The sequence below is a fragment of the Catellatospora sp. NPDC049609 genome, from assembly GCF_040675365.1.
Classification (GTDB): domain Bacteria; phylum Actinomycetota; class Actinomycetes; order Mycobacteriales; family Micromonosporaceae; genus Catellatospora.
This window is the reverse complement of the sequence record NZ_JBFAOU010000118.1, coordinates 1-24,670: the sequence shown is the minus strand read 5'-3', so window position 1 is coordinate 24,670 and position 24,670 is coordinate 1. Positions and strand designations below refer to the sequence as shown.

Genomic DNA, 24,670 nt, shown 5'->3' with positions numbered 1-24,670 from the left:
ACCTCGGCGCCGAACGATCGGCGCCCGCGCCCGCGTGATCAGGCCCGGATGCGGGCCGCGTCGATCCAGGCGAGCAAGCCTGCGTGATCAGGCCCGGATGCGGGCCGCGTCGATCCAGGCGAGCACGCCGTGCGCCCGGCTGCGGGCGGCCGTGTCTCGTGCCTCGGCCAGCAGCGCCGCGCCCTCGTCGTCGCGGCCGTCCTCGTACGCCAGGCGCGCCAGCGCGAGCAGCGCCGCCGCGAGACCGGGCGCGAACCCGAGCTCGCGCCGCAGCCGCGCGGACTCCTCCAGCTTGGCCCGTCCCGCGTCGCGGTCGCCGGCCTCGAGATCGGCGAAGCCGAGGTGCCGGACGGCGTACGACATCGTCAGCTCGTCCCCGGCCGCCTGCGCCAGCGCGTACGCGCGTCGCAGCAGCGGCACCGCGGTGGCGCCGTCGTCGCGTACCACCTGATGGAAGCAGCCGAGCCAGAACAGGGCCTCGCCCTCGCCCCGGCCGTCGCCGAGCCGGCGGTAGAGCGCGGCGGCCCGCTCGAACGCGGCGGGCTCGGCCGGATCCTCCGCCCGGTCGTTGAGGAAGTCGGCGTGCAGCAGCCGCCCGCGGGCCAGGGCGAGATCGGCCTCCAGGCTGTCCAGGTCGCGGTGGGCGGATTCGGTCGCGGTGGTGTCCCCGCCGAAGACGGCGGTCTCGTAGCGCTCGCTCGCGCGTGCCAGTCGTCGGTCCCCGTGCATACCGACCAACCTAACCGGACGTTCGGGACGACGCAGCCCGCGCGGATCAGCGCAGCGCAGCTCTCACGGATCTGCGCAGGGCAGCCCGCGCTGATCAGTACAGCGCAGCCCGCGGATCAGCGCGGGCAGCCCGCGCTCTGATCAGCACAGCGCGGCCCCGCGCGGTTCAGCGCCTGGCGGCGTGCGCCGCGGCCCAGTCGCCGATGCGGGCCAGCAGCTCGGCGGAGGCGGCGTTCTCGGCGTGGCCGAAGCCGGGCTCCAGCCACAGCTCCTTCGGCTCGGCGGCGGCGTCGAAGATCTGGTGCGCGTGCTCGACGGGGAAGTACGCGTCGGCGTCGCCGTGCACCACCAGCAGCGGCGTGGGGGAGATGAGCCCGGCGACGGCGTGCGGCGGCTCGGGCACCGGGTCCCAGCCGCCCCGGGCGATGCGGGTGCGCAGCGCGACCCGGCCCACCAGGCGGCCCAGCCGCCGCTCCAGCACCCAGTGCACGCGCCGCATCGGCGGGGTGCCCCGGTAGTACCAGCGGGCGGGTCCGCTGACCGCGACCGCGGCGTCGACGCCGCGGATCAGCGCCGCGTGGCGCACCACGATGGACGCGCCCATGGAGAAGCCGATCGTGACGATACGGCGGTAGCCGAGCTCACGCGCCCAGGCCACGGCCGCCTCGACGTCGTGGATCTCCAGGTCGCCGACGGTGGACAGGCCACCCGAGCGGCCGTGGCCGCGGAAGTCGAAGCTGATCACGCCGCCGTGCCGGCCGAAGACCCCGGCGGCGCGGCGCACGGACTCCCGCCGCCAGGACCCGGTGAAGCCGTGCGCGACGACGATCGCCAGCTCGCGGTCGCCCTCGTCGTGGTGGGCGTCGATGGGCACGCCGTCGGACGCGGTGAGCACGCGGTCGGTCATGACGGGAAGGCAGCGCCCGGAACGTCGTTGCAGAGCCTCATGCTTCACCGACTACGTCGTTGCAGAGCCTCATGCTTCACCGACTACGTCGTTGCAGAGCCTCATGCTTCACCGACTACGTCGTTGAAGTGCTCCACCAGCGGCGGCTTCGCGAAGAACGGGCCGATGAGGGTGCGCCACTGGGTGAACCGGTCGGTGGCGCGGAAGTTCTCCTCGTGCGCCTGCACCGACTCCCACTCGACCAGCAGCACGAACCGCGACGGCGACTCGATGCCGCGGGTCATCCGGACGGTGACGCAGCCGTCGGTGCCGGCGAGCCAGGGGCGGGCCTGCGCGTACGCGGCGGCGAACTCGTCCTCCCGGCCGGGCTGGACGTCGATCAGGGCAACCTCGAGCACCATGCCGATGATCCTTGCACGGCCTTTCAGCGGTGGTGCGGGTGGCCTAGGGTGTCGCCCATGCTCGACTGGCTGCTCAGCACCGCTTTCACGGTCCGCGAAACCCCGATGACCTGGGCGGAGGTGCTCGGCTTCGGCACCGGCGTGCTCAACGTCTGGCTGCTGGTGCGCCAGAACGTGGCCAACTGGGCCGTCGGCATCCTCAACGTGCTCCTGCTGCTGGTCGTGTTCTGGACGTACGGCCTCTACGCCGACGCGAGCCTGCAGCTGGTGTACGTGGCGCTGGGCGCGCTCGGCTGGTGGCAGTGGCTGCGCCGCGGCCCCGACGGCGGCCGGCTGGTGGTGACCCGCACCACACGTGCGGAGTGGACGGTGCTGGCGGTGGCGGGCGTGGTCGCCACGGCCGCGCTGTGGCTGCTGCTGGACCGGGCCACCGACTCCACGGTGCCGCTGCCCGACGCGCTGACCACGGTCCTGTCGCTGGTCGCGACGTACCTGCAGACCCGCAAGAAGCTGGAGAGCTGGTGGATCTGGATCATCGCGGACCTGGTGTACATCCCGCTCTACGTCTACAAGGGGCTGTGGCTGACCGGCGCGCTCTACGTCGTGTTCCTCGGCCTGTGCGTGGCGGGTCTGCTGGCCTGGCAGCAGGCGCTGCGGGCGCGCGCGGCGGAGCCGGCCCTGGCATGACGTACCAGCACGCGATGGTGGTGGGTAAGTTCTACCCGCCGCACGCCGGCCACCATCACCTGATCCGGACCGCCGCGGCGGCCGGCGCCGAGGTCACCGTCGTGGTGGCCCCGTCGCGGCGGGAGTCGATCCCGCTGGAGGTCCGGCTGGGCTGGCTGCGCGAGGAGCACGCCGACACCCCGTGGGTCCGGTTCGTCGGGCGCTACGACGACATGCGGGTGGACTACGACGACCCGGCGGTGTGGGACGCGCACTGCGCCGTGTTCCGCGAGGCGGTCGGGCCGCGCCCGGTGGACGTGGTGTTCAGCTCCGAGAAGTACGGCGACGAGCTGGCCCGCCGCTTCGGCGCGGTGCACGTGGAGGTGGACACGCCCCGGCTGGCGCACCCGGTGTCGGGCAGCGCGGTGCGGGCCGACCCGGTGGCGCACTGGGCACACCTGGCCGCGCCGGTGCGGGCCTGGTTCACCCGCCGGGTGGTGGTGCTGGGGGCCGAGTCCACCGGCACGACCACCATGGCGTCGGCGCTGGCCGGGCACTACGCGGCCCGGGGCGGGGTGTGGGCGGCGACGCGCTGGGTGCCCGAGTACGGCCGGGAGCTGACCGAGCGCAAGCTGGCCGCGCTGCGGGCGGCCGACCCGGCGGCGACGGTCTTCGACGTGAGCTGGGACGACGCCGACTTCGCGGAGGTGGCCCGGGAGCAGTCGGCGGCCGAGGACGCGGCCGCGCGGGACGGCTCGCCGCTGCTGGTCTGCGACACCGACGCGCTGGCCACCCAGGTTTGGCAGGAACGCTATCTGGGCAGTTCGTCACCGGAGGTCCGGGCGCTGGCCCGGCGTCCCGATCTGTACCTGCTGACCTCGGATGTCGGGGTGCCCTTCGACGATGACGGGCTCCGTGACGGCGAGCACCTGCGGGGGTGGATGACCGGCCGGTTCCGCGAGGTGCTGGCCGGGTCACCGGTGCCGGTCGTGGAGTTGCACGGATCACATCAGGTGCGGCTGAGGACGGCGGTGGCGGCGTGCGAACGGTTGCTGAGCGCGGGTTGGGCGCTGGCGCCACCACTCGGCTGACCTGCCCGGACGCCCGGGGTGCTCCAGACGATCGTCCATGCGGGCGACCCCGTCTGGGCACTGCGCCCGGCGTGGTAAACAATAGAGAGACGCGGGAGGGGAGTATCCCTCACGACGGTGTCGTCAGCACGGCTCCCCCCGGCCAGCACAGGCCTGGTGTGATCCCGGCACCGTCGGTCATCGGTGTTGCACCGGTGGCAGGAGAGACCTCCGGGGCAAGAATCATGCCGACCGGAGGTCTGTTTATATGAACGTGTCCACTTGGGAATGGGCGGCGACCCTCATCGGGTTGCTGGCGCTGCTGACCTTCGACTTGGTGATCATCGGGCGTCGGCCGCATGAGCCTTCGATGAAGGAGGCCACCGGTTGGGTGGTCTTCTATGTCGCGCTGGCCTGCGCGTTCGGTGCCTGGATCTTCTTCAGCCACGGCTCGCAGTACGGCCAGGAGTTCTTCGCGGGCTGGGTGACCGAGTACAGCCTCTCCGTGGACAACCTGTTCGTCTTCGTGATCATCATGAGCCGGTTCGCGGTGCCCCGGATCTACCAGCAGAAGGTGCTGCTCATCGGCATCGTGCTGGCGCTGGTGATGCGCGGCGCGTTCATCGCCGCGGGCGCCGCGCTGGTGTCGCGCTTCGTCTGGGTCTTCTACATCTTCGGCGTGTTCCTGCTCTACACCGCCTGGACGCTGACCAAGCACGGGGAGAGCGACGAGTCGGACTTCAAGGAGAACGCGCTGATCAGGTGGAGCCGCCGGGTGCTGCCGATCAGCAAGGAGTACGACGGCGCGAAGATGACCACGGTGCAGGCCGGCAAGCGGATCTTCACGCCGATGCTCATCGTGATGATCGCGATCGGCACCACCGACCTGATCTTCGCGCTGGACTCGATCCCGGCGATCTTCGGTCTGACCAAGGAGCCGTTCCTGGTCTTCACCGCCAACGTGTTCGCGCTGATGGGTCTGCGCCAGCTGTACTTCCTGCTGGGTGGCCTGCTGGACCGGCTGGTCTACCTGTCGCTGGGCCTGGCCGCGGTGCTCGGCTTCATCGGCGTGAAGCTGATCATGGAGGCGCTGGCGGGCAACAACGTGCCGTTCATCAACGACGGCCAGCCGATCACCGCCGTGCCGCACATCAGCATCGGCGTCTCGCTCGGCGTGATCATCGGCATCCTGGCCGTCGCCACGATCGCCAGCCTGATCAAGTCGTCCCGCGAGGCGAAGAACGAGGCGGACAAGACGCCGACCCCGGTGGGCTGACCCTCAGCCGACGACCCGGCCCGCACCGGCGAGAGCCGCCGTGCGGGCCGGTTTCATCTGCTCCTCGACCACCAGCCCGGCGATGCTGCAGGCGTGCAGCATACGGCGTATGCCCGGCTCCGGGGCCGCGGTCACGAAGGCGACGTGCTCGATGTGGCCCGTGGCGTCGGCGAAGAAGTACAGGTCACCGGGGCGCTCGTGGCCCAGCGCGACCACCGGCACGGCGGCCCGCTGGTCGCTCGCGTCACGCGGCACGGTCACGCCGAGCTGCCGGAACGCCAGGTGCACCAGCCCCGAGCAGTCGATGCCGTACGGCGTCAGGCCGCCCCAGACGTAGGTCACGCCGCGCCAGGCGCGGGCCGCCGCCAGCGCCGCCGCCCCGTCCACCGCGCCCGCCGGTGCGCCGTCCCCGGTGTCCCGCACGCTGAGCTGGTCCAGCGGCAGCCAGCCGGGATAGCCGCGCGGGTCGAGCTTCGCCGCGGGCTGGGCGGTGGCGACCACCCGGGCCCAGTCGCCGCGGACCTCCTCGACCAGCACCTGCTCGCCGTGCAGCAGCTGGGTGAGCACGCCGGTGTACATCCGGCCCTCGTCGTCCAGGCCGGCCACCCAGGACCGCGGGTCGCTGTGCGGCCCGAGCGCCGCCGCGTCCACCCCGGGCCGGGGCGCGTCGGGACGCGACCACAGGGTCGCCACCGGGGCGGTCACCGTCGCGATCTTCATGTCGGCACCTCGCTGCAGTCGGCTGCGCTCCGTTGCGGAATCGACACGCCCAGTCCGGGGGAGTCGGGTAGTACCACCGTGGCACCGTCGTAGCGGCATCCGCCGGACACCGGCGGCTCGGCCAGCCACCAGGCGGCGTCCAGGTCACTGACGATCGTGGTCGGGTGCGCCGCGACCAGGCTCGCCGCCGCGCCGATGCCGACCGGGCCCTCCATCATGGAGCCCACGCAGGTGCCCAGCCCGTGCGCGGCGGCCAGCTCCAGCAGCGTGCGCGCGGTGCTCAGCCCGCCGCACTTGGCCAGCTTCACGTTGACCAGGTCGGCCGCCCGGCGGCGGATCACCTCGACGAGGTCGCGTACGCCGAACACCGACTCGTCGGCCATGATCGGCAGGTCGCTGCGCTCGCTGACCCAGGCCAGACCGTCCAGGTCGTACCGGGCCACCGGCTGCTCGACCAGCTCGACCGGCAGCTCCAGGGCGGCGATGCGGTCCAGGATGCGCACCGCGTCGCGGGGCGTCCAGCCCTGGTTGGCGTCCAGGCGCAGCTTCACCCCGGGGTCCAGGGCGTCGCACACGGCGCGGATCCGGTTGAGGTCGCCCGCGGCGTCCGTGCCGACCTTCAGCTTGAGCACCGTGAAGCCCTCGGCCATGCGCTGCTTGGCGGTGACCGCCAGCGCGCCCGCCTCGCCCGCGGACAGGGTCACGTCGGTCGGCACCGTCAGGCTCGTGCCGCCGAGCAGGCGCACCAGCGGGATGCCGAGGCGCTGCGCGGCCAGGTCGTGCAGGGCGACGTCCACCGCCATCTTGGCGGCCTCGTTGCCGACCACCGCGCGGGCCACCTCGCGGCAGCGCCCGGCCAGGTCGTCGGGGTCACGGCCGAGCAGCAGCGGTGCCATCATCTCCTCGACGCAGGCCCGCGAGCCGGCGATGCTGGCCCCGGTCACCGCCCACACCTGCGGCGCCTCGCCGAAGCCGGAGCGGCCGTCGGCGTCGACGATCTCGACCAGCAGCGTCTCGACGGCGGTCGCCCGGCGCAGCGCGGTCACGAACGGGGTGTGCAGGGGAGCGGAGACGCGGTGGGTGCGGACTGCGGTGATCGACACGCCACGACCCTACGTCCGGAACCGGTGCCGTAGAAGCACCGATCCGTAACGAGCGGACGCCGGGGCGGTCAGCTCGCCGCGCGCTGCGCCCAGCTGGCCGCGGCGATCCGGCCGAGCAGGGCGCAGGCCTCGCCGTCCGGGACCTCGCCGGTGGTGCAGACCGCCAGCAGGTACGGCGGCGCGTCGGCCGGGAAGATCAGCGCGCTGCTGTGCCGCTCGCCGGTGACCCAGCCGTTCTTCAGCGCGGCGCGGGTGCCCTCGGGCAGCCCGAGGTGCAGGTCGTCGCGGCACTCCTGGGCGGTGAGGATGTCCAGCATCGCCGCCGAGCCGGCCGCCGAGGCCAGCCGGGCGCCGTGCAGCGCGCCGAACAGCGCGGCCAGGTCGGCGGCGGTGACCTCGTTGCTGATGCCGCCGTCGCGGGCCGGGTAGTCCTCGATGCCGCGGTCGGTGTGCGCCCGCTTCGCCCCGGCCAGCCGCCACACCTCGTTCACCTCGGCGAACGCCTGCTCGTTGGGGCCGAGCGCGCCCAGCACCAGGTTGGTGGCGAGATTGGACGAACGCACGATCATGCGCGTGATCAGCCAGCGCAGCGGGGCCTTGCCGCCCAGCCGGCCCCACACCAGCGAATCGCTGTCGTACGCCGGGTCGTTGGCGTACGCCGGGGCGCCGGGTGCGGCCGAGACGTGCTCGTTGTGCACGGCGATCTCGGCGTCGAGGTCCAGCCGGCCCGCCTCGGCGGCGCGCCAGGCGGCGGCCATCACGCCGACCTTCATCGTGCTGGCCGCGTAGTGCAGCGCGTCCGCCTCCCGCGCGTACGACGCGGGCCCGTCGACCGGGCCGCACCAGATGGAGGCGGTGCCGGGGAAGGCTTCCAGTTCGGGAGCGAGACTCTGCAGCGTGACCACGGTTGCAGGGTACTGAAAACGGGACAGCGGCGCGCGGCGGGAGGCCGTAGAGTGCCGCGCCGTGACAGAGTTGATCCCCTCCCACCTCTCCGCGCCCGCGCCCGTCACCGCGTACCGGTGCCAGCACTGCGCGAGCAGCCCGGCGGAGCAGATGACCTTCCGCGGTCACCGCGGGCTGATCATCATGATGCAGTTCCTCAAGGACAGCGGCGTCTACTGCCGCACCTGCGGCCTGGCCGTCTTCCGCACCATGACCAGCCGCACCCTGGTGCAGGGCTGGTGGGGCTACGGCTCGTTCGTCATCACGCCGTTCATCCTGCTCTACAACCTGCTGGGCAGGCTGCGGCTGAACAAGATGACCGATCCTGTCCCGGCCGCCGACGGCACGTCCACCGCGCCGTGGCACCCGGGCCGCCCGGTGTACGCCCGGCCCACCATCGCGGGCCTGCTGGTGCCGCTCGCTCTCGTGGGCGCCTTCGGGATCGCGCTGCTCAGCGACCTGCCGAACGACCGGGTCGGCGAGTGCGTCTCGGCCGACGCCCGGTTCGTCGACTGCGACGGACCGCACGCGGCCGTGGTCACCCGCCGGGCCGACGAGCGGGGCAACTGCCCCGCCAACTCGGCCGGCTACGCGGAGGACACCTACCGGGACCGCCGCGGCCTGCTCGTCACGGACGTGTACTGCCTCGGCGAGGGCTGAGGTCAGGCGCCCGCCGCGGGCTGCGCCTCGCGGCGGGCGGTCCAGCCGGTGGCCAGCAGGAACTGGGCGGCGATGTAGGTGACCATGACCCAGACCGGCGGGCCGGGGATGGTGAACGCGTCGGCCACCCCCACCGCGATCAGCAGGTCCGAGATCAGGAACAGCCCGCCGCCGAGCGCGGTGCGCCAGCCGAAGGCCGCCGCCAGCGCGGCGGTCGAGGACAGCAGCGTGCCGTACACCGCCATCGGCACGGCCAGGCCCGCCTCCGACAGCGCCGGCCACAGCCAGGTCAGCGCCCCGACCAGGAACACCGCGTAGCCGATCGGCACCAGCAGCAGCGGCATCGCCCGCATCCGCGCCGGCGCGCCGTGGCGCACGAACGTGGTCACGTAGCAGACGTGCGCGGCGCCGAACAGCGCCATGCCGCTGACGAACGCGGTGGTCCCCGCGAACTGCAGGGCGACGTCGCCGGCCCAGGAGAACAGCAGCGCGGCCAGGATGCCGGTGGTGGGCGCGACGCCGCGGGCCCGGTGGTTCAGGTAGAACCACAGCGCCAGCAGCGGCAGCAGCAACGGCTTGGTCGCCCAGTCCAGCGGCCTGCTCCCGATGCCGGCGGCGATCACGTTCAGCACCGAGGCGACACCGAAGAGGCCCAGCACAAGCCGGTCCGCGCGCATAGTCGATCTCCCGAGGGGTGAGGGGTCCGGGCAGCATACCCACCGGTAGCCCGCACGCGACACCCTCCCGGCGTCCTACATGAGCAGAACTCCGGCCACGCTGTGCGACAGCGTGGCCGGAGCTCTGGTCAGGCGTTGGTCAGGCGTGCTTGCGGCGGGCCGCCAGGCGGCCGCGCTGGGTCTGGTCGAGGATGACCTTGCGGATGCGCACCGCGGCCGGGGTGACCTCGACGCACTCGTCCTCGCGGCAGAACTCGAGGGCCTGCTCCAGCGACAGCTTGCGCGGCGGGATCAGCTTCTCGGTCTCGTCGCTGGTCGACGCGCGCATGTTGGTGAGCTTCTTCTCCTTGGTGATGTTGACGTCCATGTCGTCGGAGCGCGAGTTCTCGCCGACGATCATGCCCTCGTACACCTCGGTGCCCGGCTCGACGAACAGGGTGCCGCGCTCCTGCAGGTTGGTCATCGCGAACGCGGTGACCGGGCCGGAGCGGTCGGCGACCAGCGAGCCGTTGTTGCGGGTGCGCAGCTCGCCGAACCACGGCTCGTACTTCTCGAAGACGTGGTGCAGGATGCCGGTGCCGCGGGTGTCGGTGAGGAACTCGGTCCGGAAGCCGATCAGGCCGCGCGCCGGGACCAGCCACTCCATCCGGATCCAGCCGGTGCCGTGGTTGACCATCTGCTCCATCCGGCCCTTGCGGGTGGCGAGCAGCTGGGTGATCACGCCGAGGTGCTCCTCGGGGGAGTCGATGGTGAGGCGCTCGACCGGCTCGCACAGCTTGCCGTCGATCTCCTTGGTGACCACCTGCGGCTTGCCGACGGTGAGCTCGTACTGCTCGCGGCGCATCTGCTCGACCAGGATGGCCAGCGCCAGCTCGCCGCGGCCCTGCACCTCCCAGGCGTCGGGGCGCTCGGTGGGCAGCACCCGCAGCGACACGTTGCCGACCAGCTCCTTGTCGAGGCGGTCCTTGACCATGCGCGCGGTGACCTTGGCGCCCTTGACCCGGCCGACCAGCGGCGAGGTGTTGGTGCCGATGGTCATCGAGATGGCGGGCTCGTCGACGGTGATCAGCGGCAGCGGGATCGGGTTCTCCGCGTCGGCCAGCGTCTCACCGATCATGATGTCGCCGATGCCGGCGACGGCGACGATGTCGCCGGGGCCCGCCTCCTCGGCGGGCTTGCGCTCCAGCGCCTCGGTCATCAGCAGCTCGGAGATGCGCACGGACTGCTGGGTGCCGTCGGTCTTGCACCAGGTGACGGTCTGCCCCTTGCGGATGACACCCTCGCGCACCCGGCACAGCGCGAGGCGGCCCAGGAACGGCGACGCGTCGAGGTTGGTGACGTGCGCCTGCAGCGGCGCGCCCTCGGTGAACTTGGGCGCCGGGATGGTGTCCAGCAGGGTCTGGAACAGCGGCTGCAGCGAGTCGCTGTCGCTCGGGACCTTGCCGTCCTCGGGCTGGGTCAGCGAGGCGATGCCGTCGCGGGCGCAGGCGTACACGATCGGGAAGTCGATCTGCGACTCGTCGGCGTCGAGGTCGAGGAAGAGCTCGTAGGTGTCGTCCACGACCTCCTTGATCCGCGCGTCGGGCCGGTCCACCTTGTTGATGACCAGGATGATCGGCATGCGGGCCTTGAGCGCCTTGCGCAGCACGAACCGGGTCTGCGGCAGCGGGCCCTCGGAGGCGTCGACCAGCAGGATGACGCCGTCGACCATGGACAGGCCGCGCTCGACCTCGCCGCCGAAGTCGGCGTGGCCGGGGGTGTCGATGATGTTGATCGTCACCTGCTCGCCGCTCTCGCCGACGTACTTGACGGCGGTGTTCTTGGCGAGGATCGTGATGCCCTTCTCCCGCTCCAGATCGCCGGAGTCCATGACACGGTCGGCGGCGGCGGCGCGCGCGTGGAAGGCGCCGGCCTGCGTGAGCATGGCATCGACGAGCGTGGTCTTGCCGTGGTCGACGTGAGCGACGATCGCGACGTTACGGAGATCGGGGCGGGTCTGCATGCATCCATTGTCCGGCAGGCGTGATCAAAATCAGCGGTCGGGGTCGTTCCCGTGGCGGGTGTCACCCGGTGGTATGGGTGTCTTTCCGGCGTTGATGCCGTTATCAGTGGTATGTCGGCTAGCCCGCGTACGGTGCTGGGCACCGTCCTGATCATGCCCTTGCTGCTGCTGGTGGCGCTGCCCGCGCCGGCCGTCGCGGCCGGGCCGCCCCGGGCCGGTGCGCTGCCGGGTGCCGCCGGGGTGGACCCGGTCACGGGTACGGGGGTCCGCGTCGACACCGACGGCGGCGCGGTGACCGTGCGCTCCGGCCCGGCCACCGACCGGCGGGCGATGGCGTCGCTCGGCGACGACGCCCGGGTCGCCGTGCGCTGCAAGGTCTGGGGCGAGCGGGTGTCCGGCACGCAGCGGCGCACCGCGTACTGGATGCGCGTCGGCACCGGCCGCTACCTGCCGGACGCCTTCCTGGACTGGCCCGCGGCCCGCCCGGAGGTGCCCTGGTGCGGGGCCGCCCCGGTCGACGCGGTCACCGCCCGGGTGGCCGCGGGCGGCTCGGTGCTCAACGTGCGCGGCGAGCCCGGCACCGGCGCGGTCCGGCTCGGCACGGTCGACGACGGGCAGGCGCTGGCCGTGCGCTGCCAGGTCACGGGCCAGCCGGTCGCCGGGTCCGGGACCTGGCTGCGGCTGTCCGGCGGCCGCTACGTCGCCGAGGCGTACGTGCGCTGGGCGCCGCAGCGCCCCTGGCTGCCGTGGTGCGGCCAGGAGCCGTCGCGGACCCCGCCGGTCAGCTCGCGCGAGTTCGTGACGACCGCCGCCGGTCCCGCCCGGGCCGCCGCCCGCGCGCACGGCGTGCCCGCCTCGGTGCTGGTCGCCCAGGCGGTGTACGCATCGGACTGGGGCCGGGCGGAGGCCGCCCGCCACGACCACAACTACTTCGGCACGGCGTGCCCGGCGGCCGCCCCGCCCGGCGGCCTGGGCTGCCGGAAGTACGGCGCGACGGCGCTGCGGGCGTACCGCGGGCCGGCCGACTCCTTCCTCGACCAGGCTCGCCTGCTGGCCGCCGAGGCGCGGGACGCGGCGGCGCCGGCGGACGCGGCCGACCCCGAGCGCTTCGTGCGCGTCCTGCAGGCCGCCGGCCATCCCGGGGGCTCCCGCTACGCCGACCGGATCGTCGACCTGATCCGCCGCTACGACCTGCGCCGCCTGGACCGGGCCCGGTGACCCGAAGGCGGGTGGCGGGTCGCGGATCGGGGTAGCGTCGCCAAGGGAGGTCGAGATGTCTGGTGCAACGGTCATCCCCACACTGCGCTACCGCGACGCGGCCGCCGCGATCCGGTTCCTGCGCGACGCCTTCGGGTTCCGCGAGCTGCTGGTCGTGCCCGGGGCGGAGGGCACGGTCGCGCACGCCGAGCTGACCCACGGCAGCGGCATGGTCATGGTCAGCTCGACCACGGACGGCGAGGACGGGCGCAGGCCCTTCGCGGGCGGCCCGGCCTGGCTCTACGTGATCGTGGACGACGTGCAGGCGCACCACGACCGGGCCATGGCCAACGGAGCGGAGATCGTCTACCCGCCGAAGAAGGAGGAGTACGGCGGCAGCAGCTACACCGCCGCCGACTCCGAGGGCAACCAGTGGACGTTCGGCTCCTACCGGCCCGAGGGCTGGTAGGCGGCGGCGGTCGGCGAGGTCAGCGGTCGAACTCGCCCGCCTTGGTGCCGGCCAGGAACGATCCCCAGTCGGCCGTGCTGAACATCAGCACGGGTCCGGCGGGGTTCTTCGAGTCGCGGACGGCGACCGCCCCGGTCAACACGGTCGTCTCGACGCAGTCGCCGTTGCCGCCGCTGCGGCTGCTCTTCCGCCACACTGCGTCTGAGAGATCGGCATGGTGCACTGAACAACTCCTCCTGAACCGGGCTCACCCCGAGAGACTCTGCGCCACTTCCAGCATGCGAAGGCTGGACAGCTGCGGGCTGAGTGCCGCCGCGCAGAGATGGTCGAAAACAAGGCTACAACGGGCTATTTCGGGCGAATCGTCCAGGTACAGATCCCCGGCGAAGCCTTCGAAGTAGACGGTGTCCGGATCCCTGCTGTCGGGGAAGCGCAGGATGCGGAACGCCCCGGCCATGGCCTCGTGCCCCCCGTGGGCGAACGGAAGGATCTGGACCGTGATGTGCGGCAGCTCGTTGGCCGCCGCCAGCGCCCGCAGCTGCTCGGCCATGACGGCCCGGCTGCCCACGATGCGGTGCAGTACCGCCTCGTCGAGCACGGTCCAGAACTCCGGCGGGCGGTCCTGCTTGAGCAGCTCCTGGCGGGTGAGCCGGATCTGCGTGCGCCGCTCGACCTCCTCGGGCCCGTCCTGCGGCCGGGTGGCGTGGATGACGGCGCGGGCGTAGTCCTCGGTCTGCAGCAGGCCCGGCACGAACATCAGCTCGGCGCCGCGGATGGAGTCCGCCTCCGCCTCCAGCTGGATCAGCTTCAGGTACGGACTCGACACCTCGCCGTACTTCAGCCACCAGCCGCCGCGCCGCTTCGACTCGCGGGCCAGCTCCAGCAGCTCCTCGCGCTGCCCGGCGTCGTCGAGGCCGTAGAGGTCGAGCAGCACGAGCAGGTCGCTGCGGCGTACCCCGACCTCGCCGTTCTCGATCCGGCTGATCTTCGAGGGCGAGCAGTCCAGCGCCGGGCCCACCTGCTGGTGGGTCATGCCGGCCCGTTCGCGCAGCTCCCGCAGGGCCACCCCGAGGCGGCGGCGGCGCAGCGAGGTGCCCGAGGTGGCCATGACACTCCTTTACCGACGGTGCGTCGCCAAGTCTGCTGGTGGTTCCACTGATCAGGCAAGGGGTGGCGCCGATCCGCCAGAATTCAGGGTGAGTCGGCTTGCAAGTTGAATTTCGCACGTGCAAGGTGGAAGGGAAGCCGGTTCGTGCCGGGGAGGCGATGTGCACACTGGACGCATCACTGACGCGCAGGCGATGGGATACCGCCGCATGCTGCGCGACCACCTGCCTGATCCGGGCGCGCCGGGGGCCGGCTGCCGGCTCTGCCACCGCCCCGGCTGCGCCGACTACCACTACGCCTACCGCTCCCTCGTGGTGGCCGGCCGCTCCCCGTCGGTCGACGCCCCGCCCGGCGAGTAGGCCGGGCCGACCTGCCCCGACCTGCGGCCGGCCGAAATGCCGTGGCCGCGGGGACGGCCGGCGCGTACCGTGATGCGCAGCCGCGGGACGGACCCGCGCGATGACTTGCCGAGGAGGTGGCGCCCATGTCTGTCGAGGTATCCAGCACGCCGTCCTCCCGGACGGCGTGACCCTTCCGCCACTCGCGCATCCACGACAAGGAATGAGATGACCGTCTCTCTGTCGTCCCTCGGCTGGGACGACCACTTCGCTTCCGCGTACCCCCTCTTCGACCGGCCGGACCACGTCCCCGGGCGGGTGGTGCGCGCCGACCGCGGCGTCTGCACCGTGCTCACCGCGTCCGGCACCCACCGGGCCAGCCTCGGCGGCCCGGCGATGCTCGCGGCCGCGGCCGACCCGGTCGCGCTGCCCTGCGCCGGTGACTGGGTGGCGCTGCGGTGCTGGCCCGACGAGCGCACCACCATCGAGGCGGTGCTGCCCCGGCGCAGCGCGATCGTGCGCCGCACCGCCGACAAGGACGCCACCGGCCAGGTGCTGGCCGCCAACCTCGACACCGCCGCGGTGATCGCCTCACCCGACCCGATGCCCGAGCCCGGCACCATCGAGCGCCTGCTCTCGCTGGCCTGGGAGTCCGGCGCGCAGCCGCTGCTGGTGATGACCAAGGCCGACCTGGTCGCCGACCCCGCCGCACTCGTCGCCGAGCTCGAAGACCTCGCCCCCGGAGTGCCCGTGCTCGCGGTCAGCGCCGAACGCGGCACCGGCCTGGACGCGCTGCGCCCCCTGATCGCCCCCGGCCGCACCCTGGGCCTCATCGGCGCCTCCGGCGCCGGCAAGTCGACCCTGGTCAACGCCCTGATCGGCACCACCGTCATGGCGACCCAGGCCATCCGCCGCGTCGACGGCAAGGGCCGTCACACCACCACCCACCGCGCCCTGGTGCCCGTCCCCGGCGGCGGCGCCGTCCTGGACACCCCCGGCATCCGCGGCGTCGGCCTGCTCGACGGCGAGACCGGCCTGGACCGCACCTTCGCCGACATCGTCTCCCTCATCGCCCAGTGCCGCTTCACCGACTGCGCCCACACCACCGAGCCCGGCTGCGCGGTCCGCCGCGAGCTCGACGCCGGCACCCTCCCCGCCCGCCGCTGGGAAAGCTGGCGCAAACTCCAACGCGAGCTCGCCTACGAATCCCGCCGCGCCCGCACCCGAGCCACCCGCCCCACCCCCCTCCGCCGCCCCTCCCGCTGACCCCACCCCGTCCTTTTGCGCGGCGATCTTGCGCGGACTGTGGGTGCGACACGCCCGAAACGGGCAAATCCCTAACACTTCACGCAAGATCGTCGCGATCAAGGCGAGGCGATCGGGGCGGGGCGGTGGGTACCGTGGGGCGGCGGGCTGGTGATCACCAGGCATCTTCACTCCAGCGGGTCACTCGGGTGGGTGACATGCGGTGGGGTGGATCTGGCCGGTGGCGGCGGTCACGTGACTGGGGCGAAACGCCGTGTTAGCACGTATGTTCGTGGCGCGCGGCGGGAATGTCGGAGGGCAGGGCTAGAGTTGCCCAGGCACGCGACTGCGCGTAGAGCAGGGGGCGTTTTGCTGCCTGCCCCACGCCCGCTGAGCAGGCACGGAGCCTGGGGTGACCCCTCGGGGCGCCGGCGCGTGGACGCTTGAGGACATCACTGAATCAGCCGTGTGGGGAGAGCCGCCGTGAGCGACCGCTTGATCATCCGTGGGGCGCGCGAGCACAACCTGCGCGACGTCAGTCTGGACCTGCCCCGCGAGGCGATGATCGTGTTCACGGGGCTGAGCGGCTCCGGCAAGTCGAGCCTCGCCTTCGACACGATCTTCGCAGAGGGGCAGCGGCGCTACGTCGAGTCGCTGTCGTCGTACGCCCGGCAGTTCCTCGGGCAGATGGACAAGCCGGACGTCGACTTCATCGAGGGCCTGAGCCCGGCGGTCTCCATCGACCAGAAGTCGACCTCGCGCAACCCGCGCTCGACCGTGGGCACCATCACCGAGGTGTACGACTACCTCCGCCTGCTCTTCGCCCGCGTCGGCCAGCCGCACTGCCCCGTGTGCGGCCACCTGATCAGCCGGCAGAGCCCGCAGCAGATCGTGGACCGGGTGCTCGCGATGGAGGAGGGCACCCGCTTCCAGGTGCTCGCCCCGGTGATCCGCGGCCGCAAGGGGGAGTACCTCGACCTCTTCTCCGACCTGCAGAGCAAGGGCTTCGCGCGGGCCCGCGTCGACGGGGTGGTCTACCCGCTGACCGAGGTGCCGAAGCTGGCCAAGCAGCAGAAGCACACCATCGAGGTGGTGGTGGACCGGCTCGCCGTGAAGGCGAGTTCCAAGCAGCGGCTCACCGACTCGGTGGAGACCGCGCTCGGCCTGGCCGGCGGCATCGTGATCATGGACTTCGTCGACCTGCCCGAGGACGACGAGCACCGCGAGCGCAAGTTCTCCGAGAACCTGGCCTGCCCGAACGAGCACCCGCTGGGCATCGAGGACCTGGAGCCGCGGGTCTTCTCCTTCAACTCGCCCTACGGCGCGTGCCCGGAGTGCACCGGCCTGGGCACCAAGAAGGAGGTCGACCCCGAGCTGGTCATCCCGGACCCGGAGAAGAGCCTCGCCGAGGGCGCGATCTCGCCGTGGGCCGGCGGCCAGACCATGGAGTACTTCGGCCGCCTGCTGGAGGCGCTGGGCGAGGAGAACGGCTTCGACCTGGACACCCCGTGGCGGGCGCTGACCGCGCGGGCGCAGAAGCTGGTCCTGCACGGCGCGGAGAACCAGGTGCACGTGCGCTACCGGAACAAGTACGGCCGCGAGCGGTCCTACTACTCCGGCTTCGAGGGCGTGATCCCGTGGCTGGAGCGCCGGCACGCCGACACCGAGAGCGAGTGGTCCCGCGAGAAGTACGAGGGCTACATGCGCGAGGTGCCGTGCTCGGTCTGCTCGGGCACCCGGCTCAAGCCCGAGGTGCTGGCGGTCACGCTGGACGGGCGCAACATCGCCGAGCTGTGCGCGCTGTCGGTCGGCGAGGCCGCGGTGGTGCTGGCCGGGCTGGAGCTGGACGACCGGCAGCGGTTCATCGCCGAGCGGGTGCTCAAGGAGATCAACGCCCGGCTGCGCTTCCTGGTCGACGTCGGCCTGGACTACCTCTCGCTGAACCGGCCGTCGGGCTCGCTGTCCGGCGGTGAGGCCCAGCGCATCCGGCTGGCCACCCAGATCGGCTCCGGCCTGGTGGGCGTGCTGTACGTGCTGGACGAGCCGTCGATCGGCCTGCACCAGCGGGACAACCACCGCCTGATCGAGACGCTGGTCCGGCTGCGCGACCTCGGCAACACCCTGATCGTGGTGGAGCACGACGAGGACACCATCCGCACCGCGGACTGGATCGTGGACATCGGCCCCGGCGCGGGCGAGCACGGCGGCCGCATCGTGCACAGCGGCCCGTACGACAAGCTGCTGGTCAACGAGGAGTCGGTGACGGGGGCGTACCTGTCCGGCCGCAAGGGGATCGCCACGCCGCAGCAGCGGCGGCCGGCGACCCCGGGCCGGGAGCTGACCGTGGTCGGCGCGCGCGAGCACAACCTGCGCAACGTGAGCGTGGCGTTCCCGCTGGGGCAGTTCATCGCGGTCACCGGCGTGTCCGGCTCGGGCAAGTCGACGCTGGTCAACGACATCCTGTACACCGTGCTGGCGAACCAGATCAACGGGGCGCGCATGGTGCCGGGCCGGCACACCCGGGTCACCGGCCTGGAGCACGTGGACAAGGTCGTCGGCGTGGACCAGTCGCCGATCGGGCGGACGCCGCGGTCGAACCCGGCCACCTATACCGGCGTGTTCGACAACATCCGCAAGCTCTTCGCCGAGACGACCGAGGCGAAGGTGCGCGGTTACGGGCCGGGCCGCTTCTCCTTCAACGTCAAGGGCGGCCGCTGCGAGAACTGCGCCGGCGACGGCACCATCAAGATCGAGATGAACTTCCTGCCCGACGTGTACGTGCCGTGCGAGGTGTGCAAGGGCGCCCGGTACAACCGGGAGACCCTGGAGGTGCACTACAAGGGCAAGACCATCGCCGAGGTGCTGGAGATGCCGATCGAGGAGGCGGCCGGGTTCTTCGAGCCGATCCCGGCCATCCACCGCCACCTCAAGACGCTGGTCGACGTCGGCCTGGGCTACGTCCGGCTGGGCCAGAGCGCGCCGACCCTGTCCGGCGGCGAGGCGCAGCGCGTGAAGCTCGCCTCCGAGCTGCAGAAGCGCTCCACCGGCCGCACGGTGTACGTGCTCGACGAGCCGACCACCGGCCTGCACTTCGAGGACATCCGCAAGCTGCTGCTGGTGCTGCAGGGCCTGGTCGACAAGGGCAACACGGTGATCGTGATCGAGCACAACCTCGACGTGATCAAGTCGGCGGACCACCTGATCGACATGGGCCCCGAGGGCGGGCACAAGGGCGGCTCGGTGGTCGCCACGGGCACCCCGGAGCAGCTCGCCGCAGTGGCCGAGAGCCACACCGGCCAGTTCCTCAAGCCGATGCTGGCCGCCGCGGCCCCCGCCGCCCCGGTCACCCCGCCGCGCGCCCGCAAGGCCCGCGCGAAGGCGGCCGTCTGACGCGCCCCTTGATCGTCCGACTTGCCAGGCACATGGGCGAAAGCGAGCCCGAGATACGCCCAGGTGCCTGGCAAGTTGGACGATCTTGCGTTGCTCGGCGAGAAAGATAGTTGAACTCGCAGCTAAATCTCAGTGCGGCCGGATAGGTTGATCGGGAACATCCCTCACCTAAGGAAGGCCCTCATGAGTGACGTGACCCCCGCCGCCACCTCGCGCCGGGTCCTGCTGACCACCGCGGGCGCCGTCGGCGCCGGTGCCCTGCTCGCCGCCTGCGGCTCCGAGAGCCCGTCCACGCCGTCCACGCCGACTGGCGCGTCCGACCCGTCCGCGGGCGCGGGTGCCTCGACCGGCGCCACCCCGGCCGGCGGCGGCACGGTGCTGGCCAAGACCACCGACATCCCGGTGGGCGGCGGCGTGATCTTCAAGGAGGAGGGCGTCGTCGTCACCCAGCCCACCGAGGGCCAGTTCAAGGGCTTCAACAACATCTGCACCCACATGCAGTGCCCGGTGAGCGCCGTGGAGAACGGCAAGATCAAGTGCCAGTGCCACTTCAGCGAGTTCGCCATCGCCGACGGCGCGGTGCTGTCCCCGCCCGCCCCCCGCCCGCTGGAGGAGAAGAAGATCACGGTCGAGAACGGCGAGATCCGTCTCGCGTGATCGTCAGGGGTCCCCGATAGGCTTGCCGCGTGGCTGATCCGTCCCAGTACCGGCCCGCGCCGGGCACGATCCCCGACGCGCCCGGTGTGTACCGGTTCCGTGACGAGCAGGGCCGGATCATCTACGTCGGCAAGGCCAAGAGCCTGCGCAGCCGGCTCAACTCCTACTTCGCCGACGTCTGGACGCTGCACCAGCGCACCCAGCAGATGGTGACCACCGCCGCCGGCGTCGACTGGGTCGTCGTCGGCACCGAGGTCGAGGCGCTCCAGCTCGAATACTCCTGGATCAAGGAGTACGACCCGCGCTTCAACGTGAAGTACCGCGACGACAAGTCGTACCCGTACCTCGCGGTCACCCTCGACGAGCAGTACCCGCGGCTGCTGGTGATGCGCGGCGCCAAGCGCAAGGGCGTGCGCTACTTCGGGCCGTACTCGCACGCCTGGGCCATCCGGGAGACGCTCGACCTGCTGCTGCGCATCTTTCCGGCGCGCACCTGCTCGGCGGGGGTGTTCAAGCGGGCCGGGCAGATCGGCCGGCCGTGCCTGCTCGGCGACATCGACAAGTGCTCCGCGCCCTGCGTGGGCCGGGTCACCGAGGCCGAGCACCGTGCCATCGTCGACGACTTCTGCGAGTTCATGGCCGGGCGAACCGACCACATGCAGCGCCGCCTGGAGAAGCAGATGCACGAGGCGTCGGCCGCGCTGGAGTTCGAGCGCGCCGCGCGCCTGCGCGACGACCTGATCGCGCTGCGCCGGGCCATGGAGAAGCAGTCCATCGTGCTGTCCGACGGCACCGACGCCGACGTGGTCGCGTTCGCCGACGACCAGCTCGAAGCCGCGGTGCAGGTGTTCCACGTACGCGACGGGCGCGTGCGCGGCCAGCGCGGCTGGGTGGTCGACAAGACCGAGGACCTGACCGTCGGCGACCTGGTGCACCACTTCTGCACGCAGATCTACGGCGGCGAGACCGGCGAGTCCGACGTGCCCCGCGAGCTGCTCGTGCCGGAGCTGCCCGCCGACGTCGACGCGCTCACCGAGTGGATGTCGCAGCACCGCGGCTCGCGGGTGGCCATCCGGGTGCCGCAGCGCGGCGACAAGAAGGCGCTGCTGGAGACCGTCGCCCGCAACGCCGGGCAGGCGCTGGCCCAGCACAAGCTGCGCCGTGCGGGCGACCTGACCGCCCGCAGCCGGGCGCTGGAGGAGATCGAGGACGCGCTCGGCCTGGGCAGCGCCCCGCTGCGCATCGAGTGCTACGACATCTCGCAGATCCAGGGCACCGACGTGGTGGCCAGCATGGTCGTGTTCGAGGACGGCGTGCCGAAGAAGTCCGACTACCGGCGGTTCATCATCAAGGGCGCGACCGACGACGTCTCGGCGATCAGCGAGGTGATGCGCCGGCGGTTCGCCCGCTACCTGGCCGAGGGACCGGCCGACCCGGAGGCCGAGGCGGTGTCGGGGCGCCCGCGCCGGTTCGCGTACCCCCCGCAGCTGGTCGTGGTCGACGGTGGCGCGCCGCAGGTCAACGCGGCCGCCGGGGTGCTCACCGAGCTCGGGGTGACCGACGTCGCGGTGTGCGGCCTGGCCAAGCGGCTGGAGGAGGTCTGGCTCCCCGACGACCCGATGCCGGTCATCCTGGCCCGCACCGCCGAGGGGCTCTACCTGCTGCAGCGGGTGCGCGACGAGGCGCACCGGTTCGCGATCCGCTTCCACCGCGAGCGCCGCTCCGCGCGAATGACCGCCTCGGACCTCGACAGCGTGCCCGGCCTGGGGGAGATCCGGCGCAAGGCGCTGCTGCGCCACTTCGGCTCGCTCAAGCGCCTGTCCGCGGCGAGCATCGAGGAGATCGCCGAGGTGCCGGGCATCGGCCCGCGGATCGCGCAGGCGGTGCTGGTCGCCCTCGGCGTGCTCCCGCCGCCCGAGGCCACGCCGTCACCCGAGGCCGGAGTCGCCTTTCCGCTCGCCGTCCCGGCTCAGCCGGCAGTACGCGACGACGCGGCGCCCACGGCGGCGGAGGATTCCGGCACCCCTGGCTAGGATGGTTCTCCGTTGCCGGCATTCGGCGGCAACCTGCTCGCCCGCTGCCGCGGCCGTCCTGGGCTTGTCGGGAAGGCGGGCCGCTGCCCGTGCGGGCGGCGACGACCAGCAGTGGGGGCGCACGTGAGCGTGGATACGACGGCCAGGCGGGGCACGCCCGGCGAGCCGCGGGCCGCCGCGGACGAGACCGGCGAGCGGCCGGCCACGGACCTGGTCGTGGTGACCGGGGTCTCCGGCGGCGGCCGCAGCACGGTGGCCCGGGCGCTGGAGAACGTCGGCTACTACGTCGTCGACAACCTGCCGCAGGCGCTGCTGGTGCAGCTCGCGGAGCTGGCCGCGAAGGCCGGCGGCGCGGCCCGGCACACCGCGATGGTGCTCGACGTGCGCAGCCGCGTCTTCTCCACCGACCTCGCCGGCGCCATCCGGGACCTGCGCGAGAAGGGCTTCTCCCCGCGCGTGGTCTTCGTCGACGCCGACGACGAGGTGCTGATCCGCCGGTTCGAGAGCGTGCGCCGCTCGCACCCGCTGCAGGGCGACGGGCGGCTGTCCGACGGCATCGCCGCCGAGCGCGCCCTGCTGGCCGAGGCCCGCGAGCAGGCCGACGTGCTGATCGACACCTCGCACCTGAACGTCAACCAGCTGCGCGCCCGGGTGGAGGAGCTGTTCGCCAGCCCGGAGGCGCTGCGGCTGCGGGTCACCGTGCTGAGCTTCGGGTTCAAGTACGGCCTGCCGCCGGACGCCGACTTCGTGCTCGACGCCCGGTTCCTGCCCAACCCGTACTGGGTGCCGGAGCTGCGCGAGCACACCGGCCGGGACGAGGGCGTGAGCCGTTACGTCCTGGGCCAGCGCGGCGCTAACACGTTCGTGGAGACGTACGCCAGACTGGTCACCGCCACCGCGCCCGGGTTCGAGCGCGAGGGCAAGCGTTACCTGACCGTCGCCGTCGGCTGCACCGGCGGCAAGCACCGCAGCGTCGCCATCTCCGAGGAGCTGGCCCGCCGCCTGCGCGACCTGCGGGTGGTCGCGCACGCCCAGCACCGCGATCTGGGACGGGAATGAGCTTCGGAACCATGTCGCCGGGGGGCGGCGACCGGATCCGGGTGGTGGCGTTCGGCGGGGGGCACGGGCTGAGCGCGAGCCTGCGCGCGCTGCGGGCGACCGGGCTGCCGCTGGAGATCACCGCGGTGGTCACGGTGGCCGACGACGGGGGCTCCAGCGGCCGCATCCGGGCCGGCCGGGATGTACTGCCTCCGGGTGACCTGCGCCAGGCGCTGGCCGCGCTGGCCGGCGCCGACGACGTCAGCGACCGCACCGCGCGGCTGCTGCAGTACCGGTTCGACGGCACCGACGAGCTGGCCGGTCACCCGGTCGGGAACGTGATGCTGTGCGGGCTGATGGAGCAGCTGGGCGACCCCGTGGCGGCGCTGGACCACGTCGGGGCGATGCTGCGCGCGGTGGGCCGGGTGCTGCCCATGTCCTGCCTGCCGCTGGGCATCGAGGCCGACATCGAGGTGGCCGGGCGGCTGGTGACGGTACGCGGCCAGCACCAGGTCGCCGTGGCGCAGGGGCGGGTCGTGCAGGTGCGGCTGGAGCCGCCGGAGCCGGACGCGTGCCCGCAGGCGCTGGCGGCGATCGCCGAGGCCGACTGGCTCGTGTTCGGGCCCGGGAGCTGGTACACCAGCGTCATCCCGCACCTGCTGGTGCCGCAGTTGGCGCACGCGATCACGGCCAGCGCGGCGCGCCGGCTGGTCACCCTGAACCTGGCCGCCGACCGGGAGACGGTGGGCCTGTCCCTGCCGGACCACCTGGACGCGCTGGGTCGGTACCTCCCGGACCTCAAGGTCGATATTGTTCTGGTCGACAGGAATGCCGTGCCAGACCCCGAACCGGTCGCGAATGCGGCAGAATCACTCGGTGCCCGCATCGCGATCGCTCCGGTTGCCGTCGCGGACGGCACTCCGCGACACGATCCGGTCCGATTGGGCCGCGCACTGGTGCCACTACTGGGCACCGCTCGTTAAGCACGTACGACAATCCGGCACGACACATCAAGGCATCACAGCCGCGACCGGCCACGAGGTGACGACACGATGGCGATGACCGCTGCGGTCAAAGACGAGCTCAGCCGGGTCGACGTGCCCAAGCCATGCTGCCGGCGGGCGGAGATGGCGGCGCTGCTGCGCTTCGCGGGCGGGCTGCACATCGTCTCGGGCCGGGTGGTGGTGGAGGCGGAGCTGGACACCGGCGCGGTGGCCCGGCGACTGCGCACCACCATCGCCGACCTGTACGGATACCCGAGCGAGGTACACATCCTCGCCTCGGGCGGGCTGCGCAAGGGCAGCCACTACATCGTGCGCATCGTCAAGGACGGCGAGGCGCTGGCACGCCAGACCGGCCTGCTCGACGTGCGCGGCCGCCCGGTGCGCGGCCTTCCCCCGAACGTGGTCAACGCGAGCGTCTGCTGCGCGGTGGCCGCCTGGCGCGGCGCGTTCCTGGCGCACGGCTCGCTGACCGAGCCCGGCCGCTCCTGCGCCCTGGAGATCACCTGCCCCGGCCCCGAGTCGGCGCTCGCGCTGGTCGGCGCCGCCCGCCGCCTCGGCATCACCGCCAAGGCCCGCGAGGTCCGCGGCGTGGACCGGGTCGTGGTCAAGGACGGCGACGCCATCGCCGCCCTGCTCACCCGCATCGGCGCGCACGCCAGCGTGCTCGCCTGGGAGGAGCGCCGGGTCCGCCGCGAGGTCCGCGCCACGGCCAACCGCCTGGCCAACTTCGACGACGCCAACCTGCGCCGCTCCGCCCGCGCCGCGGTCGCCGCGGCCGCCCGGGTCACCCGCGCGCTGGAGATCCTCGCCGACGACGCCCCCGGCCACCTCACCAGCGCCGGCCGCCTGCGCCTGGAACACCGCCAGGCCTCCCTCGAGGAGCTCGGCGCCCTCGCCGACCCCCCGCTCACCAAGGACGCCATCGCCGGCCGCATAAGGCGCCTGCTCGCCCTCGCCGACAAGCGCGCCCGCGACCTCAACATCCCCGACACCGAGGCCGCGGTGACCGCCGAGATGCTCACCGTCTGACCCCGCG

General features: G+C 72.5%; 24 protein-coding genes. 14 read left to right on the top strand and 10 right to left on the bottom strand.

Translation table 11 applies throughout. The features are described 5' to 3' along the window. Window positions 1-87 precede the first annotated feature (87 nt). From AB0J67_RS27250 to AB0J67_RS27240, 3 genes are all read right to left on the bottom strand, one after another. Window positions 88-729, bottom strand: coding sequence for a tetratricopeptide repeat protein (locus tag AB0J67_RS27250; protein ID WP_363486307.1), 642 nt, complete (start codon window positions 727-729; stop codon window positions 88-90). A 166-nt stretch (window positions 730-895) separates the two neighbouring features. Beyond that, complete coding sequence (locus tag AB0J67_RS27245) at window positions 896-1,636, bottom strand: alpha/beta fold hydrolase (RefSeq protein ID WP_363486306.1); 741 nt, start codon at window positions 1,634-1,636, stop codon at window positions 896-898. Between the two features lie 101 nt (window positions 1,637-1,737). Next, complete coding sequence (locus tag AB0J67_RS27240) at window positions 1,738-2,037, bottom strand: antibiotic biosynthesis monooxygenase (RefSeq protein ID WP_363486305.1); 300 nt, start codon at window positions 2,035-2,037, stop codon at window positions 1,738-1,740. Between the two features lie 57 nt (window positions 2,038-2,094). On the opposite strand from AB0J67_RS27240, the gene pnuC reads away from it, so the two are divergent. The 3 genes from pnuC to AB0J67_RS27225 all read left to right on the top strand — a co-directional run bounded on the left by pnuC (window position 2,095) and on the right by AB0J67_RS27225 (window position 5,049). Then, entirely contained in the window at window positions 2,095-2,724 is a 630-nt protein-coding gene (gene pnuC / locus AB0J67_RS27235) for a nicotinamide riboside transporter PnuC (RefSeq protein ID WP_363486304.1), read from the top strand. Then, window positions 2,721-3,794, top strand: coding sequence for an AAA family ATPase (locus AB0J67_RS27230; protein WP_363486303.1), 1,074 nt, complete (start codon window positions 2,721-2,723; stop codon window positions 3,792-3,794). The genes pnuC and AB0J67_RS27230 overlap by 4 nt, the downstream gene beginning before the upstream one ends. Window positions 3,795-4,041: 247 nt before the next feature. Continuing rightward, window positions 4,042-5,049, top strand: a complete 1,008-nt coding sequence (locus AB0J67_RS27225) for a TerC family protein (RefSeq protein ID WP_363486302.1) — start codon at window positions 4,042-4,044, stop codon at window positions 5,047-5,049. A gap of 3 nt (window positions 5,050-5,052) precedes the next feature. Here the strand turns inward: AB0J67_RS27225 and AB0J67_RS27220 are convergent, their stop codons facing one another. The 3 genes from AB0J67_RS27220 to AB0J67_RS27210 all read right to left on the bottom strand — a co-directional run bounded on the left by AB0J67_RS27220 (window position 5,053) and on the right by AB0J67_RS27210 (window position 7,777). Continuing rightward, on the bottom strand, window positions 5,053-5,769 hold the full coding sequence (locus AB0J67_RS27220; RefSeq protein WP_363486301.1) for an NlpC/P60 family protein: 717 nt from the start codon (window positions 5,767-5,769) through the stop codon (window positions 5,053-5,055). Beyond that, window positions 5,766-6,872, bottom strand: coding sequence for a dipeptide epimerase (locus AB0J67_RS27215; protein WP_363486300.1), 1,107 nt, complete (start codon window positions 6,870-6,872; stop codon window positions 5,766-5,768). The genes AB0J67_RS27220 and AB0J67_RS27215 overlap by 4 nt, the downstream gene beginning before the upstream one ends. 68 nt (window positions 6,873-6,940) lie before the next feature. Further along, complete coding sequence (locus AB0J67_RS27210) at window positions 6,941-7,777, bottom strand: serine hydrolase (RefSeq protein WP_363486299.1); 837 nt, start codon at window positions 7,775-7,777, stop codon at window positions 6,941-6,943. A gap of 61 nt (window positions 7,778-7,838) precedes the next feature. Here AB0J67_RS27210 and AB0J67_RS27205 point away from each other — a divergent pair, with 61 nt between their 5' ends. Continuing rightward, a complete protein-coding gene (locus tag AB0J67_RS27205; protein WP_363486298.1) occupies window positions 7,839-8,477 on the top strand; it encodes a hypothetical protein in 639 nt (212 codons plus the stop codon). Window positions 8,478-8,479: 2 nt separating this feature from the next. Here the strand turns inward: AB0J67_RS27205 and AB0J67_RS27200 are convergent, their stop codons facing one another. Together AB0J67_RS27200 and typA are read right to left on the bottom strand one after the other, a co-directional pair. Further along, window positions 8,480-9,154 carry a lysoplasmalogenase gene (locus AB0J67_RS27200; protein ID WP_363486297.1) on the bottom strand — a complete coding sequence of 225 codons (675 nt, stop codon included), beginning with the start codon at window positions 9,152-9,154 and terminating at the stop codon, window positions 8,480-8,482. A gap of 139 nt (window positions 9,155-9,293) precedes the next feature. After that, window positions 9,294-11,156, bottom strand: coding sequence for a translational GTPase TypA (gene typA / locus AB0J67_RS27195; protein ID WP_363486296.1), 1,863 nt, complete (start codon window positions 11,154-11,156; stop codon window positions 9,294-9,296). 153 nt (window positions 11,157-11,309) lie between these two features. Here typA and gsmA point away from each other — a divergent pair, with 153 nt between their 5' ends. Both gsmA and AB0J67_RS27185 read left to right on the top strand, forming a co-directional pair. Next, on the top strand, window positions 11,310-12,374 hold the full coding sequence (gene gsmA, locus AB0J67_RS27190; protein WP_363486295.1) for a sporangiospore maturation cell wall hydrolase GsmA: 1,065 nt from the start codon (window positions 11,310-11,312) through the stop codon (window positions 12,372-12,374). Between the two features lie 55 nt (window positions 12,375-12,429). Next, window positions 12,430-12,822 carry a VOC family protein gene (locus tag AB0J67_RS27185; protein ID WP_363486294.1) on the top strand — a complete coding sequence of 131 codons (393 nt, stop codon included), beginning with the start codon at window positions 12,430-12,432 and terminating at the stop codon, window positions 12,820-12,822. A gap of 19 nt (window positions 12,823-12,841) precedes the next feature. On the opposite strand, the gene AB0J67_RS27180 is transcribed toward AB0J67_RS27185, so the two are convergent. Together AB0J67_RS27180 and AB0J67_RS27175 are read right to left on the bottom strand one after the other, a co-directional pair. Then, entirely contained in the window at window positions 12,842-13,018 is a 177-nt protein-coding gene (locus AB0J67_RS27180) for a DUF397 domain-containing protein (protein ID WP_363486293.1), read from the bottom strand. A gap of 51 nt (window positions 13,019-13,069) precedes the next feature. Beyond that, the gene (locus AB0J67_RS27175; RefSeq protein WP_363486292.1) at window positions 13,070-13,930 is read right to left on the bottom strand and encodes a helix-turn-helix transcriptional regulator; all 861 of its coding nucleotides are present in this window, start codon (window positions 13,928-13,930) and stop codon (window positions 13,070-13,072) included. 160 nt (window positions 13,931-14,090) lie between these two features. Between AB0J67_RS27175 and AB0J67_RS27170 the strand changes: the two genes are divergently transcribed. The 8 genes from AB0J67_RS27170 (at window position 14,091) to whiA (ending at window position 24,663) form a co-directional block, all read left to right on the top strand. Then, the gene (locus tag AB0J67_RS27170; RefSeq protein ID WP_363486291.1) at window positions 14,091-14,288 is read left to right on the top strand and encodes a hypothetical protein; all 198 of its coding nucleotides are present in this window, start codon (window positions 14,091-14,093) and stop codon (window positions 14,286-14,288) included. Between the two features lie 207 nt (window positions 14,289-14,495). Next, a complete protein-coding gene (gene rsgA / locus AB0J67_RS27165) occupies window positions 14,496-15,533 on the top strand; it encodes a ribosome small subunit-dependent GTPase A (RefSeq protein ID WP_363486290.1) in 1,038 nt (345 codons plus the stop codon). 462 nt (window positions 15,534-15,995) lie between these two features. After that, window positions 15,996-18,902: an excinuclease ABC subunit UvrA gene (uvrA, locus tag AB0J67_RS27160; RefSeq protein ID WP_363486289.1), complete on the top strand. Its 2,907-nt coding sequence runs from the start codon at window positions 15,996-15,998 to the stop codon at window positions 18,900-18,902. A gap of 183 nt (window positions 18,903-19,085) precedes the next feature. Beyond that, complete coding sequence (locus AB0J67_RS27155; RefSeq protein ID WP_363486288.1) at window positions 19,086-19,559, top strand: Rieske (2Fe-2S) protein; 474 nt, start codon at window positions 19,086-19,088, stop codon at window positions 19,557-19,559. 29 nt (window positions 19,560-19,588) lie between these two features. Beyond that, window positions 19,589-21,592: an excinuclease ABC subunit UvrC gene (gene uvrC, locus AB0J67_RS27150; protein WP_363486287.1), complete on the top strand. Its 2,004-nt coding sequence runs from the start codon at window positions 19,589-19,591 to the stop codon at window positions 21,590-21,592. 210 nt (window positions 21,593-21,802) lie between these two features. Further along, on the top strand, window positions 21,803-22,651 hold the full coding sequence (rapZ, locus tag AB0J67_RS27145) for an RNase adapter RapZ (protein ID WP_363486308.1): 849 nt from the start codon (window positions 21,803-21,805) through the stop codon (window positions 22,649-22,651). An 11-nt stretch (window positions 22,652-22,662) separates the two neighbouring features. Next, the gene (gene yvcK, locus AB0J67_RS27140; protein WP_363486286.1) at window positions 22,663-23,613 is read left to right on the top strand and encodes a uridine diphosphate-N-acetylglucosamine-binding protein YvcK; all 951 of its coding nucleotides are present in this window, start codon (window positions 22,663-22,665) and stop codon (window positions 23,611-23,613) included. A 69-nt stretch (window positions 23,614-23,682) separates the two neighbouring features. Then, complete coding sequence (gene whiA, locus AB0J67_RS27135; RefSeq protein WP_203741294.1) at window positions 23,683-24,663, top strand: DNA-binding protein WhiA; 981 nt, start codon at window positions 23,683-23,685, stop codon at window positions 24,661-24,663. Window positions 24,664-24,670 lie beyond the last annotated feature (7 nt).

Coding starts and splice junctions, on each gene's coding strand:
- AB0J67_RS27175 (WP_363486292.1), bottom strand. CDS start 13,930: ATGGCCACCTCGGGCACCTCGCTGCGCCGCCGCCGCCTCGGGGTGGCC.
- yvcK (WP_363486286.1), top strand. CDS start 22,663: ATGTCGCCGGGGGGCGGCGACCGGATCCGGGTGGTGGCGTTCGGCGGG.
- AB0J67_RS27240 (WP_363486305.1), bottom strand. CDS start 2,037: ATGGTGCTCGAGGTTGCCCTGATCGACGTCCAGCCCGGCCGGGAGGAC.
- AB0J67_RS27185 (WP_363486294.1), top strand. CDS start 12,430: ATGTCTGGTGCAACGGTCATCCCCACACTGCGCTACCGCGACGCGGCC.
- rsgA (WP_363486290.1), top strand. CDS start 14,496: ATGACCGTCTCTCTGTCGTCCCTCGGCTGGGACGACCACTTCGCTTCC.
- AB0J67_RS27250 (WP_363486307.1), bottom strand. CDS start 729: ATGCACGGGGACCGACGACTGGCACGCGCGAGCGAGCGCTACGAGACC.
- typA (WP_363486296.1), bottom strand. CDS start 11,156: ATGCAGACCCGCCCCGATCTCCGTAACGTCGCGATCGTCGCTCACGTC.
- AB0J67_RS27230 (WP_363486303.1), top strand. CDS start 2,721: ATGACGTACCAGCACGCGATGGTGGTGGGTAAGTTCTACCCGCCGCAC.
- gsmA (WP_363486295.1), top strand. CDS start 11,310: ATGCCCTTGCTGCTGCTGGTGGCGCTGCCCGCGCCGGCCGTCGCGGCC.
- whiA (WP_203741294.1), top strand. CDS start 23,683: ATGGCGATGACCGCTGCGGTCAAAGACGAGCTCAGCCGGGTCGACGTG.
- pnuC (WP_363486304.1), top strand. CDS start 2,095: ATGCTCGACTGGCTGCTCAGCACCGCTTTCACGGTCCGCGAAACCCCG.
- AB0J67_RS27155 (WP_363486288.1), top strand. CDS start 19,086: ATGAGTGACGTGACCCCCGCCGCCACCTCGCGCCGGGTCCTGCTGACC.
- AB0J67_RS27245 (WP_363486306.1), bottom strand. CDS start 1,636: ATGACCGACCGCGTGCTCACCGCGTCCGACGGCGTGCCCATCGACGCC.
- AB0J67_RS27200 (WP_363486297.1), bottom strand. CDS start 9,154: ATGCGCGCGGACCGGCTTGTGCTGGGCCTCTTCGGTGTCGCCTCGGTG.
- AB0J67_RS27220 (WP_363486301.1), bottom strand. CDS start 5,769: ATGAAGATCGCGACGGTGACCGCCCCGGTGGCGACCCTGTGGTCGCGT.
- AB0J67_RS27225 (WP_363486302.1), top strand. CDS start 4,042: ATGAACGTGTCCACTTGGGAATGGGCGGCGACCCTCATCGGGTTGCTG.